14 protein-coding genes are annotated in these 12276 nt (G+C 71.6%); 9 read left to right on the top strand and 5 right to left on the bottom strand.

The window, feature by feature from the left end:
- The first annotated feature begins 6 nt into the window (after positions 1-6).
- Complete coding sequence (locus ACZ7L7_RS28045; protein WP_285515066.1) at positions 7-1011, top strand: EamA family transporter; 1005 nt, start codon at positions 7-9, stop codon at positions 1009-1011.
- Here ACZ7L7_RS28045 and ACZ7L7_RS28050 read toward each other — a convergent pair.
- Positions 999-1676 carry a pyridoxamine 5'-phosphate oxidase family protein gene (locus ACZ7L7_RS28050; RefSeq protein WP_472077575.1) on the bottom strand — a complete coding sequence of 226 codons (678 nt, stop codon included), beginning with the start codon at positions 1674-1676 and terminating at the stop codon, positions 999-1001. The genes ACZ7L7_RS28045 and ACZ7L7_RS28050 overlap by 13 nt on opposite strands.
- A 48-nt stretch (positions 1677-1724) precedes the next feature.
- On the opposite strand from ACZ7L7_RS28050, the gene ACZ7L7_RS28055 reads away from it, so the two are divergent.
- The gene (locus tag ACZ7L7_RS28055; protein WP_472077576.1) at positions 1725-3053 is read left to right on the top strand and encodes an aminotransferase class I/II-fold pyridoxal phosphate-dependent enzyme; all 1329 of its coding nucleotides are present in this window, start codon (positions 1725-1727) and stop codon (positions 3051-3053) included.
- A 6-nt stretch (positions 3054-3059) separates the two neighbouring features.
- Here ACZ7L7_RS28055 and ACZ7L7_RS28060 read toward each other — a convergent pair whose 3' ends face one another.
- The gene (locus ACZ7L7_RS28060; RefSeq protein ID WP_285515063.1) at positions 3060-4007 is read right to left on the bottom strand and encodes a DMT family transporter; all 948 of its coding nucleotides are present in this window, start codon (positions 4005-4007) and stop codon (positions 3060-3062) included.
- A 74-nt stretch (positions 4008-4081) separates the two neighbouring features.
- On the opposite strand from ACZ7L7_RS28060, the gene ACZ7L7_RS28065 reads away from it, so the two are divergent.
- Entirely contained in the window at positions 4082-5047 is a 966-nt protein-coding gene (locus tag ACZ7L7_RS28065; RefSeq protein WP_285515062.1) for a LysR family transcriptional regulator, read from the top strand.
- Here ACZ7L7_RS28065 and ACZ7L7_RS28070 read toward each other — a convergent pair.
- Positions 5019-5492 carry a pyridoxamine 5'-phosphate oxidase family protein gene (locus ACZ7L7_RS28070; protein WP_285515061.1) on the bottom strand — a complete coding sequence of 158 codons (474 nt, stop codon included), beginning with the start codon at positions 5490-5492 and terminating at the stop codon, positions 5019-5021. The genes ACZ7L7_RS28065 and ACZ7L7_RS28070 overlap by 29 nt on opposite strands.
- Positions 5493-5641: 149 nt before the next feature.
- Here ACZ7L7_RS28070 and ACZ7L7_RS28075 point away from each other — a divergent pair, with 149 nt between their 5' ends.
- Positions 5642-6292, top strand: coding sequence for a cysteine hydrolase family protein (locus ACZ7L7_RS28075; RefSeq protein WP_285515060.1), 651 nt, complete (start codon positions 5642-5644; stop codon positions 6290-6292).
- Here the strand turns inward: ACZ7L7_RS28075 and ACZ7L7_RS28080 are convergent.
- Positions 6279-6761 carry a Rieske (2Fe-2S) protein gene (locus ACZ7L7_RS28080; protein WP_472077577.1) on the bottom strand — a complete coding sequence of 161 codons (483 nt, stop codon included), beginning with the start codon at positions 6759-6761 and terminating at the stop codon, positions 6279-6281. The two genes, ACZ7L7_RS28075 and ACZ7L7_RS28080, sit on opposite strands and share 14 nt — an antisense overlap.
- A gap of 89 nt (positions 6762-6850) precedes the next feature.
- Here ACZ7L7_RS28080 and ACZ7L7_RS28085 point away from each other — a divergent pair, with 89 nt between their 5' ends.
- The gene (locus ACZ7L7_RS28085; protein WP_453603928.1) at positions 6851-7606 is read left to right on the top strand and encodes a HipA family kinase; all 756 of its coding nucleotides are present in this window, start codon (positions 6851-6853) and stop codon (positions 7604-7606) included.
- Positions 7603-8019, top strand: a complete 417-nt coding sequence (locus ACZ7L7_RS28090) for a DUF3037 domain-containing protein (RefSeq protein WP_285515057.1) — start codon at positions 7603-7605, stop codon at positions 8017-8019. Before ACZ7L7_RS28085 ends, ACZ7L7_RS28090 begins: the two co-directional genes overlap by 4 nt.
- Positions 8020-8221: 202 nt before the next feature.
- Here the strand turns inward: ACZ7L7_RS28090 and ACZ7L7_RS28095 are convergent, their stop codons facing one another.
- Entirely contained in the window at positions 8222-8608 is a 387-nt protein-coding gene (locus ACZ7L7_RS28095; RefSeq protein ID WP_471431893.1) for an excalibur calcium-binding protein, read from the bottom strand.
- A 271-nt stretch (positions 8609-8879) separates the two neighbouring features.
- Between ACZ7L7_RS28095 and fabG the strand changes: the two genes are divergently transcribed.
- The 3 genes from fabG (at position 8880) to ACZ7L7_RS28110 (ending at position 12218) form a co-directional block, all read left to right on the top strand.
- Positions 8880-9641, top strand: coding sequence for a 3-oxoacyl-ACP reductase FabG (fabG, locus tag ACZ7L7_RS28100; RefSeq protein ID WP_471431892.1), 762 nt, complete (start codon positions 8880-8882; stop codon positions 9639-9641).
- Between the two features lie 12 nt (positions 9642-9653).
- A complete protein-coding gene (locus ACZ7L7_RS28105; RefSeq protein WP_285515054.1) occupies positions 9654-10412 on the top strand; it encodes an SDR family oxidoreductase in 759 nt (252 codons plus the stop codon).
- 222 nt (positions 10413-10634) lie between these two features.
- Complete coding sequence (locus tag ACZ7L7_RS28110) at positions 10635-12218, top strand: ABC transporter substrate-binding protein (protein WP_472077578.1); 1584 nt, start codon at positions 10635-10637, stop codon at positions 12216-12218.
- The last annotated feature ends 58 nt before the right edge of the window (positions 12219-12276 follow it).

Here is a 12276-nt window from a genome sequence, read left to right on the forward strand (position 1 = left end):
CATCATGTGCCGGTGCGTACGTCTGAAAGCAGCCACGGCCGCAGCGGCAGGGGAATGGGGCTCGGCCTCGCCCTGGTGTCCGCGCTCGCCTTCGGGGGATCCGGTGTCGCGGCCAAGCCGCTGATCGAAGCGGGGCTCGACCCCCTGCACGTGGTGTGGCTCCGGGTGGCCGGGGCGGCCCTGGTGATGCTGCCGCTCGCCGTGCGGCACCGGGACCTGGTGCGCCGCCGCCCCGCGCTGCTGGCCGGGTTCGGCCTGCTCGGCGTGGCCGGTGTACAGGCCTTCTACTTCGCCTCCATCTCCCGTATCCCGGTCGGCGTCGCGCTGCTCGTGGAGTACCTCGCGCCCGCCCTGGTGCTGGGCTGGGTGCGGTTCGTGCAGCGGCGTCCGGTGACGCGGGCCGCGGCCCTCGGTGTCGTCCTCGCGGTGGGCGGCCTCGCCTGTGTCGTCGAGGTGTGGGCGGGCCTCAGCTTCGACGTGCTCGGCCTGCTGCTCGCGCTCGGTGCGGCCTGCTGCCAGGTCGGCTACTTCGTCCTGTCCGACCAGGGCGCCGACTCGGCCGACGACGCCCCCGACCCGCTCGGGGTCATCGCCTACGGCCTGCTCGTCGGCGCCGCCGTGCTCACCGTGATCGCCCGCCCCTGGTCGATGGAGTGGTCCGTGCTCGGGGACAGCGCCCAGATGAACGGAACCCCGGTCGCGGCGGCGCTGCTGCTGTCCTGGATCGTGCTGATCGCCACCGTCCTCGCCTATGTCACCGGCGTGGTCTCGGTGCGGCGGCTCTCCCCGCAGGTCGCGGGTGTCGTCGCCTGTCTGGAAGCGGTCATCGCGACCGTACTGGCCTGGGTGCTGCTCGGCGAGCACCTGTCCGCCCCGCAGATCATCGGCGGTGCGGTGGTCCTGCTCGGCGCCTTCATCGCCCAGTCCTCGGCCCCGAGCAAGGGGTCCGTCGAACCGGTGGCGAGCGGTGGCGCCGAGCGGGAACCGGCGGCCGAGGGTCACCTGAGGTAGACGGGGACCTCGGTGCCCGGCGCGAGAGCCGAGTCGTCGATCGGGGTCTCGTAGCCCTTGCGCAGCGGGACCACGCCGGCCCAGTACGGCAGGGCGAGGTCCTCGGGCTCGTCGTTGACGCCGCCGGTGCGGAGCTTGGCGGAGACCTCGTTGAGGTCGAGGCGGATGACGGCGGTGGCGGCCAGCTCCTTCTTGTTGGCGGGCCGGGAGTCCGCCGAGCGGCCCGGTACGACATGGTCGACCAGGGCGTCGAGGGCGAGCCGCTTCTCCTCCGGGTCCGTCACGTCGTGGGCGATGCCGTGCACCACCACGGACCGGTAGTTGATCGAGTGGTGGAAGGCCGACCGGGCCAGGATCAGCGCGTCCACGTGCGTGACCGTCAGGCACACCGCCAGGCCCGGGTCCGCCTGCCCCGCCATCCGCAGCGGGCGCGAGCCGGTCGAGCCGTGCACGTACAACCGGTCGCCGACCCGGCCGAAGAGCGTAGGCAGCACCACCGGGGCGCCGTCGCGGACGAAGCCGAGATGGCAGACGTACGCCTCGTCGAGTATCGAGTGCACCAGTTCACTGTCGTACGACGCCCGGTCGGCGGAGCGGGTGGGGACCGTGCGCTCGGTGGGCTCGTAGGCGGTGGGCTCGGATATCTGCGGCTGCGTGCCCTGCATGGCGGTCTCCCCTTGCCGTGAGTATTGCACTAGTGCATAATCTAGTTTGTGCTAGGAGAATATCGGATCACAGGTCGGCGCGCAGCCGAGATTGCGGCCGACATCGAGGGCGCGGTCGGCTCCGGCGCGCTGGAGCCGGGACAACCGCTGCCGCCCATGCGGGAGTTGGCGGTCGAGCTGGGCGTGAATCCCAATACGGTCGCGGCCGCCTATCGCATCCTGCGCGAGCGCGGGGTCATCGAGACCGCCGGGCGCCGGGGCAGCAGGGTGCGGCCGAAACCGGCCACCACGGCCCGTGAGTACGTCCGTACGGACGTCCCCGCCGGAGTGCGCGACCTGGCCGACGGCAACCCCGACCCGGCGCTGCTGCCCCCGCTGGCTCCCGCCTTCGCGGCGGCGGCGGAACAGGGCGACCGGGCGCCGGTCCTGTACGGCGACGAGCCCCTGGACCCCGAGCTGGTGCGCATCGCGCGGGCCGAACTGGACGCCGACGGGGTGCCCGAGGGGCCCGTGGCCGTCACCTCCGGCTCCCTGGACGCCATCGAGCGGGTCCTCGCCGCCCATGTGCGGCCGGGGGACACCGTCGCCGTCGAGGACCCCGGGTGGCGCAGCGCCCTCGACCTCGTCCCGGCGCTCGGACTGCGCACGGCACCCGTGGGCGTCGACGACGAGGGGCCGCTCCCCGACGACGTACGGCGCGTGCTCGGCGCCGGGGCGCGCGCCCTGATCGTCACCGACCGGGCCCAGAACCCGACCGGCGCCGCGGTGAGCGCGGCACGCGCGCGTGCGCTGCGGTCTGTGCTCCGGGAGCATCCGGGGACCCTGCTGATCGAGGACGACCACGGCTACGCGAATGTCGAGCTCCCCCTCCATCCGCTCGCCGGAGCCACCCGCCACTGGGCCTTCCTGCGGTCCACGGCGAAGGCGTACGGCCCGGATCTGCGGCTCGCGGTGCTCGCCGGCGACGAGGTCACCGTCGACCGCGTACGCGGCCGCCAGCGCCTCGGTCCCGGGTGGGTGAGCCTGACCGTCCAGCGGGCCGTGGTGCGGCTCTGGACGGACGGCGCGGTCGACACGAAGGCGGTGGCGTCCGCGTACGGCACCCGCCGCCGCATGCTCATCAACGCCCTCGCCGAACGCGGCGTCCCCGCGCGGGGACGCACCGGCATGAACGTCTGGATCCCGGTCCCCGACGAGACGGGTGCCGTCTCCCGCCTCCTCCACGCGGGGTGGGCCGTCGCCCCGGGGGCGCGCTTCCGCCTCACCTCCGGTCCCGGAATGCGCGTGACGGTCTCGACGCTGAGGGACGACGAGGTCCGGCCCTTGGCCGATGCCATCGCCCTGGCCGTGCGGCCCGCGGCGGGCAGCGGGGTCTAGGGGGTACTACGACACCGCTTCGGCGCGCTCGCGCGTCGACGCGGGCTCGGGCTCGACGGGCGCCTGCCGCCGCGGACGTACCTGGGTCAGCGCGGCGCCCGCCAGCACGATCAGGGCGCCCACCGGGGTCGACCAGGTCAGCGGTTCGTCCAGCAGCGTGACGCCCGCCGCCGTGGCGATGACCGGGATGAAGTACGTGACCATCTGGGCCGTCGTCGGGCCGACCTCGGTCACCAGGCCGTACTGGAGGAGGACCGCGAAGCCGGTGCCGAGGGCGCCCAGGGCGGCGATCGCGAGGAGGGGGAGGAGCGGGAAGCCGGAGGGGGCCGTGGTGAACAGGGGGGTGACGACGGCCAGTTGCAGGGTGGCCAGGAGCAGCTGGGCGCCCGTCAGGGAGAGGTTCGAGTGGCTCGAACCTGCCAGGGTGCGGCGGACGTAGATCCAGCCGATGGGGTAGCAGAGCGAGGCCAGCAGGGCCATCGCCGTGCCGCGGGCGTCCATGCCCTCGAAGCCCTGCCAGGCGCCGAGGACCGTGAGGACGCCCAGGAAGCCGAGGCCGAGGCCCGCCACGCGCAGGCGGGTGGGGCGGTCCTCGGAAAGGGCCACCAGGGACAGGGCCATGCCCCACAGGGGCGAGGTGGCGTTGCAGATGCCCGCGAGGGTGGACGGGATTGTCAGCTCCGCGTAGGCGAAGAGGGAGAACGGCGCCGCGTTCAGCAGGAGGGCCGCCACCGTCAGATGACCCCACGTGCGCGCCCCGCGCGGGAGGCCGTCCCGGCGTATCACCATCGCCACCACCAGCACCGCGGCGCCGAACAGCAGCCGTCCGAAGGTGACCTGGAAGGGGGCGTAGCCGTCGGTGCCCACCTTGATGAGCAGGAAGCTGAAACCCCAGATCAGGGAGAGGGCGGCGAAACGCAGACGCCAGTCGAGCAGCGCACGGGAGCGGGTCATGCGATCAGGGTGCGATATCCACACCTCGTAGCACAAGCGAGAATTCGCGAGCCATATCTCGTAGCATTGCTTACATGTTGAATCTGGAGCGCCTGCGCACCCTCGACGCCCTCGCCCGGCACGGCTCGGTCAGCGGCGCCGCCGAGGGCCTGCACATCACCACCTCCGCCGTCTCCCAGCAGATGTCCAAGCTGGAGCGCGAGGTCGGCCAGCAGCTGCTCGCCAAGAACGGCCGGGGCGTCCGGCTCACCGACGCCGGACGGCTGCTCGCCGAGCACGCGGCGCGGATCCTGTCCCAGGTCGAGCTGGCCCAGGCCGACCTGGAGGCCCAGCGCGGCCAGGTCGCGGGCGAGCTGCGGATCGCCGCGTTCCCGACCGCCGCCCGCGGACTGTTCCCGGCCGCACTGGCCGCCCTGCGCGCCGAGCACCCGGCACTGCGGCTGCGCTCCTGCGAGCTGGAACCGGAGAACGGCGTCGCCGGAGTGGTCCGCGGCGACCTCGATCTGGCCGTGGTCCTCGACTGGTACAACAAGCCGATGCCGCTCCCCGACGGCCTGGTCAAGGCGCCGATCCTGGACGACCCGGCCGACGTGGCGATGCCGGTCGGCCACCGCTTCGCGGACCGCGCCGAGGTGGACCTCGCCGACTTCGCCGAGGACGAGTGGATCACCTGGGGGCAGGGCGAGTTCTGCCACGAGTGGCTGATGTTCACCCTGCGCTCCAAGGGCATCGAGCCGATCGTCGGCCACCGCGCGGCCGAGACCCACACCCAGCTCGGGCTCGTCTCGGCGGGGCTCGGCGTGTGCGTCGTCCCGCTGCTGGGCCGCGACCCGATGCCGCCCGGAGTGGTCGCCGTACCGCTGAAGCAGCGGGTGCGGCGGCATGTGTACGTCGTCTGGAGGGCCGACGCCGACCGGCGGCCGTCGATCCGCGCGGCGGTGGACGCGCTGCGGGCGGCGGGGGAGCGGGTCCGGGCCAACTCCGGTTCTGACTCCGGTGCCAACTCCGGCGCTAACTCCGGTTCTGGCCCAGCTTCCTGAAGTCCCAGGACACGATCTTCTCCGGGGTCAGGCGCATCCACGCGTGGCGGCCGTCGTGCGGCATCTCCTCCAGACGGAAGTTCTTCCGCGCGAACAGCGTCTCGATCGCGTCGAGTTCGGCGCACAGCTCGCCGGTGCGCGGGATCTCGCCCACGAACTCCACCGTCCCGGACAGCTCCACACCCCGCAGCTCGTCGTACTCCTCACCCGTGTCGACCACGACGGCGACCCGCGGGTCGCGGCGCAGCTGGGTCCAGCGCTTGCTGCGCACCACCGAGTACAGCCAGATCGAGGTGCCGTCCCAGGCGAACCAGAGCGTGCTGACGTGCGGGGCGCCGTCGGCGGACACCGTGGCGACCCGGCAGGTGCGCTGGGTGTACAGGAACTCGTCCAGTTCCCCCGGAGTCATCATGATCTTCCGGCCCCGGCGCTGAGTGACGGTCATGCGTCCCCCCTCTTTCTCCCACGTCGTGCCAGAGGAGATCCTCTGACATCACGTCAGAAAAGGATGGGCTCAAGAATGGGCCGTCTTCCGTCCGCACGCAATGGTGGTTAGTCTCGCCCGCTCCAGCCCGTCGGCGACCAGGGGGCACCATGCCGTCGTACGACCAGCTCAGCGAACTCCTCGACCCCGCGCACACCGTGCTGCTCACCGTCGAGTGCCAGCAGGGGGTCGTCGGACCGGACAGCGCGCTGCCCGAACTCGCCAAGGAGGCCCGGTCCTCCGGGGCCCTCGCCAACGTGGCCCGGCTGGTGTCCGGTGCGCACGAATGCGGGCTCCAGGTGATCCACGCGATCGCCGAGCGGCGTCCCGACGGGCGCGGCGCCAACCGCAACGCCCGCCTGTTCCGGGCGGCCGAACGGCTCCCCGTCCAGCAGTTGTCCGGCACCACCGCGGTGCGCGTCGCCGCCCCCATCGAGGTCACCGAGGAGGACTTCGTCGTACGACGGCTGCACGGACTGTCGCCGGTCCAGGGCACCGATGTCGACGCCCTGCTGCGCAACCTCGGCTGCCGCACGCTGGTCGTGACCGGGGTCTCGGCCAACGTGGCGATCCCCAACGCCGTGTTCGACGCCGTCAACCGCGGCTACACCGCCGTGGTGCCCACCGACGCGATCGCCGGGGTGCCCGCCGAGTACACGCCCGCGATGATCCGGCACACCCTCGCGCTGGTCGCCACGCTGACGACCACCGACGAGGTACTGGCGGCGCTGCGGCAGGACCGGCGGCTCAGGTCAGTGTGATCGAGTCGCCGGAGACCGAGACCTCGCGGGCGGGCAGGGGCTGGGTGGCCGGGCCCTTCTGCACACTGCCGTCCTCGATGGAGAACCGGCTGTTGTGGCACGGGCAGGTGATGGCGCCGTCCGCGATGCCGGTCACCGGGCAGCCCTGGTGGGTGCACTCGAAGGAGAACGCCTTGAAGGTGCCCGCGGCCGGCTGGGTGACCACGACCTTGTGCTCCTTGAGGATCTTGCCGCCGCCCTCCGGGATGTCCGAGGTCTTCGCCACGACCGTCCCGGCGGCTTCGGCGGCTTCGGCGGCTTCGGTGGTTTCAGGTGCCTCGGCGGCCCCGGCCGCTCCGGAGGACCCCGACGAGTTCTGGTCCTCCGACCCGCACGCGTTCAGCGCGAGGGAGAAACCCACGGCGCCGACGGCCGCCACCACGGTACGGCGGCTCGGGGGCGTGACGGGGTGGAGCGGTTCGCTGGTCATGCAGGTCTTCCCTTCCACGGAGGTACGCCTTGCGCCCTCAGGTACGGGCGGCGCGGGTTCCGTGTTCACGACGCCTATAACCTGGGGCGATGCTCAAGGAAGTCATCGCGACCCGGTTCATCACGCCTCTGCGGGAGGGCGGCTCGCTACCGGGGCTCGTCGAGGCCGACGATCTCGGCACGTACGTGCTGAAGTTCCGGGGCGCCGGTCAGGGACGCAAGACGCTGGTCGCCGAGGTGGTGTGCGGGGAGCTGGCGCGGCGGCTGGGGTTCCGGGTGCCGCGGCTGGTGACCGTGGACGTCGATCCCGTGCTGGGGCTGGGGGAGCCCGAGCAGCAGGTGCAGGATCTGCTGCGGGGGAGCGGTGGCGAGAACCTGGGCATGGATTTCCTGTCCGGCGCGCTCGGCTTCGACCCGCTGGCGTTCCCGGTGAGTCCCGAGGAGGCCGGGCGGATCGTGTGGTTCGACGCGCTGGTCAACAACGTCGACCGGTCCTGGCGCAACCCCAATCTGCTCATGTGGCAGGGGGAGTTGTGGCTGATCGACCACGGCGCGACGATGATCTGGCAGCACAACTGGCGGGGCGCCGAGGCGTCGGCGGCGCGCGCGTACGACGCCTCCGACCACGCGCTGGTGTCCTTCGGTCCCGATGTGGCGGGCGCCGCCGCCGAGTTGGCGCCCCGCGTCACCGAGGACCTGCTCGCCGAGGTCATGGCCGAGATCCCGGACGCCTGGCTGGCCGACGAGCCCGGCTTCGACGCCCCGGACGAGCTGCGGCGCGCCTACGCGCGGCCCCTGCTGGCCCGCTGTGCCGTCATCCACGAGCGAATCGAGGGAACCCGGTGACCGACGACCGCCACTTCATCAAGGGGGGCCCGGGCGAGCGCGAGGTCTTCGAGTACGCCCTGCTGCGCGTCGTGCCCCGCGTGGAGCGCGGCGAGTGCATCAACGCCGGGGTACTGGTCTACTGCCGGGCCAAGTCCTACGTCGGCGCCCGCACCCACCTCGACGAGTCCCGCCTCCTCGCCCTGGACCCCGAGGCGGACGTCCCGGGCATCCGCGCGGCCCTGTCGGCGGTGGAGCGCGTGTGCACCGGCGGCCCCGCGGCGGGCCAGGCGGCCGTGGACGACCCCGGCCGCCGCTTCCGCTGGCTCATCGCCCCCCGCTCCACGATCGTCCAGCCGGGCCCGGTCCACACGGGCCTCACGACGGACCCGGGGGCGGAGACGGAACGGTTGTTGCAGCTGCTGGTCAGGTGAGGCGGGTGAATCCGACGCCTCAGGTGCGCGGGCGGCGTTTCAGCTCGTAAGGGGGGCCGTCCCGAGGCCGGGGCGCCCCGGGAGCGGTTCGCGCCGGGCGGCGCTGGAGCGCGGGTCAACCGCAGCTCCCGCGCGGGAGCCGGTCCGCGTCGGGTGTGGCGGGAGAGCTGGGCAGCGGACCCGGGTACCGAACTCCGCCGCGTCAGGCGCGGCGGCGCCTGACGGCGTAGCCGGCCGCTCCGACGCCCCCGGCGACGAGGGCGAGGCCCGCTGCTGTCTCCCAGCCGCCGAGGCCTGAGCCCGCCGTGCCGCCCAGGCCGCCGCGGACGCCGAGCGTCGGGGTGAGGGCGGCGGGGGTGGCTGCGGCCGTCCCGCGTCGGGGCAGGACCTCGCAGGCGATGCCGTCGTCCGGGCCACTGTCCTCGTCGAGTCGGTGGGGGTCGCCCGGGGCGCGGTCGTACGCGGCCTGCGCGTCCTCCTGGTACGTGAAGTCGGCGCAGTCCAGGTCCTGCGCGTGGGCGATGTCGGCCAGCGGCACGATCGCGGCTATGGCGATCAGCGTGCCGACGGCCCCGGTGCGACGGCGCATGGCGCGCCTCCTCTCCGGCCTCGAAGGCCTCGGTCGACGCTACGGCGCCGGTCCGGGCGGGGACGCGCCGAGTGGGGCCGATCGGGTGCTCCGGGCAGGCGGCTGCGGGAGCATGGCCGGGCGGGGTCAGGTAATGGATCACACGTGAGGGTGTGCCGTTGACACCGCGTGCCAGGGCTTCTAGCGTCACGTCTGCTGAAGGTACTAAGCGGTCGCTCACCAGATGGGCGGGCCGCGGAGCCGCACCCCCAAGGGCGAGGAGAAGCAGCCAATGTCCAGCACTGACCAGCGGGTCGCCGTCGTCACCGGCGCAGCGCGCGGTATCGGCGCCGCCACCGCCGTACGCCTGGCCGCCGAGGGCCACGCCGTCGCCGTGATCGACCTCGACGAGGGCGCCTGCAAGGACACCGTGGAGAAGATCACCGCGGCGGGCGGCAAGGCGCTCGCGGTGGGATGCGACGTCTCCGACGAGACGCAGGTCGAGGCGGCCGTCGCGCGTATCGCCGAGGAGCTGGGCGCCCCGGTGATCCTGGTCAACAACGCGGGCGTGCTGCGCGACAACCTGCTGTTCAAGATGAGCGCGTCCGACTGGGACACCGTCCTGAACGTCCACCTGCGCGGTGCCTTCCTGATGTCGAAGGCCTGTCAGAAGCACATGGTGGACGCCAAGTTCGGCCGGATCGTCAACCTCTCCTCGTCGTCCGCGCTCGGCAATCGCGGCCAGGCCAACTACTCCGCCGCCAAGGCCGGTATGCAGGGCTTCACCAAGACCCTCGCCATCGAGCTCGGCAAGTTCGGCATCACCGCCAACGCCGTCGCCCCCGGTTTCATCGCCACCGACATGACGGCGGCCACCGCCGAGCGCGTCGGCATGGGCTTCGAGGACTTCAAGGCCGCCGCCGCCACCCAGATCCCCGTCCAGCGCGTCGGGTGCCCCGAGGACGTCGCCAACGCCATCGCCTTCTTCACCGGCGAGGCGGCCGGCTTCGTCTCCGGACAGGTGCTGTACGTGGCCGGCGGACCGCTCGACTAAAGGACCAGGCACATGACTTCGGTGGAACTGAGCGGCAAGGTCGCCCTGATCACGGGCGCCAGCCGCGGTATCGGATACGGCGTGGCCGAGGCCCTCGTCGCACGCGGCGACCGCGTGGCCATCACCGGCCGCAACGAGGACGCCCTCAAGGAGGCCGTCGAGCAGCTCGGCTCGGACCGCGCGATCTGCATCCCGGGCAAGGCCCACGACGAGGCCCACCAGGCCGCCGCCGTGGAGCGCACCATGGAGGCCTTCGGCCGCGTCGACTTCCTGGTCAACAACGCCGGGACCAACCCGGTGTTCGGCCCCATCGCCGACCTGGACCTGGGCGTCGCCCGCAAGGTGTTCGAGACCAATGTCATCTCGGCCCTCGGCTTCGCGCAGAAGACCTGGCACGCCTGGCAGAAGGAAAACGGCGGCGCGATCGTCAACATCGCCTCCGTCGCGGGCATCGCGCCCTCGCCCTTCATCGCCGCCTACGGCGTCAGCAAGGCCGCGCTGATCAACCTCACCCAGCAGCTCGCGCACGAGTTCGCGCCCAAGGTGCGGGTCAACGCCATCGCCCCGGCAGTGGTCAAGACCAAGTTCGCCCAGGCGCTGTACGAGGGCCGCGAGGCGGAGGCGGCCGCCGCCTACCCGCTGGGGCGGCTCGGCGTGCCCTCCGACATCGGGGGCGCCGCCGCCTTCCTCACCTCCGAGCAGTCCGACTGGGTCACCGGTCAGACCCTCGTCGTCGACGGCGGGATCTTCCTCAACGCCGGCGTCGGCTGACACGCTCCGGGCCCGTGCCTCCCGGCGGGGGTGCGGGCCCGAATTCGTGCCGCCGGAACGGTACAGAGCGGGCCGTGATGTCCAAGCGGAAGATATTGAACGGTGTTGACAACGTAGTCACAGGTTTATCGATCAAGAACTGCGTGAGACACCGGGTTCATTTCGCCAGGCTCTGCGGTATGGTCTGCCGACCCTTGGTATGGCAGATCGAGGAGCGTGCGCGTGTTCAACCGGAACCGATGCCTGCGGCAGGTGGCGGCCATCGCGTCCATAACGTCCCTGATGACCGGATGTGGAATCCTCTCGTCGGACTCTTCGGAGGACGAGGGACCGATCGTCGTGGGGACCACCAGCGCGCCCAGCACGCTGGATCCGGCCGCGTCATGGGACAGCTCCTGGGAACTGTTCCGCAATATTTACCAAACGCTGCTCAGTTACCCCTACGGCGCTTCCACGCCGGAGCCGGACGCCGCCGAGAGCTGCGAGTTCACCGACAGCTCGAACAAGACGTACCGCTGCGAGCTGCGCGAGGGCCTGAAGTTCTCCAACGGCGACTCGCTGGACGCCAAGGCGGTCAAGTACTCGATCGACCGGATCCGGGACATCGACGTCGAGGGCGGTCCCGCCGGTCTGCTGGGCAGCCTCGACCGGGTCCAGGCGCTGAACGACCGGGAGATCGTCTTCCACCTCAACAAGCCGGACGCCACGTTCCCGTTCGTGCTGGCCACGCCCGCGATGTCCATCGTCGACCCGGACAGCTACCCGGCCGACAAGGTGCGCGAGGACGGCAAGGTGCTCGGCTCCGGCCCGTACGCGCTCCAGTCGTACGAGGACGGCAAGAAGGCCGAGCTGGTCCGCAACGACAACTACAACGGGTACGCGGAGCGCAAGAGCAGCGCCGTGACCATCCGCTACTTCCAGGACTCCGGCGAAATGGTCAGCTCGCTGCGTGAGCACGAGCTCGACGTCGCCTTCCGCGGTATCACCGCCGACGACATCCTCGCCCTCCAGACGCGGGAGTCGCAGAAGGAGTTCCAGGTCGTCGAGAGCGCCAGCACCCAGATCAGCTACCTGGTCTTCAACCCCAAGGACCCGTGGGCCGCCAAGCCCGCCGTCCGCAAGGCCGTGGCCCAGGTCCTGGACCGCCCGGCCATCGCGCACAAGGTCTACCAGGACACCGTGGAGCCGCTGTACTCCATGGTCCCCAAGGGCCTGACCGGCCACACCACGGGCTTCTTCGACGACTTCGGCCAGCCCAGCAACTCCAAGGCCAAGCAGATCCTCGCCGACGACGGCATCACCGAAACGGTGCCGCTGACGCTCTGGTTCACCACCGACCGCTACGGCTCCGAGACCAAGGCGGAGTTCGAGGAGATCAAGAAGCAGCTGGAGGGCTCCGGACTGTTCAAGGTCACCCTGAAGAGCCGTCCGTGGAAGACCTACGTCCAGGGCTACCTGGAGGGCGAGTACCCGGTGTTCGGCCGAGGCTGGTCCCCCGACTTCCCCGACGCCGACAACTTCATCGCCCCCTTCGTCGGTGACAAGAACGCGCTCGGCACGCCCTACCCGGCGCCGGAGATCACCGGCAAGCTGCTGCCGCGCTCGCGCCAGGAGAGCGACCGGGCCAACGTGGAGAAGGAGTTCGAGGAGGCCCAGAAGATCCTCGTCGAGGACGCCCGGCTGATCCCGCTGTGGCAGGGCCGGCAGTACGTGGCCGCCAACAACGACATCGCCGGCGCGGAGCGGGCGCTCGACCCGTCGACGATCATGACGGTGGGCACCCTCTACCGCAAGACCAGCTGGTAGCGGCCCAAAAGGGCAGCAGGCGGGGCGCGTTGTCAGTGGTCGCCGGTAGGTTCTGTGG

This window comes from Streptomyces sp. NPDC110618 (genome assembly GCF_055657065.1).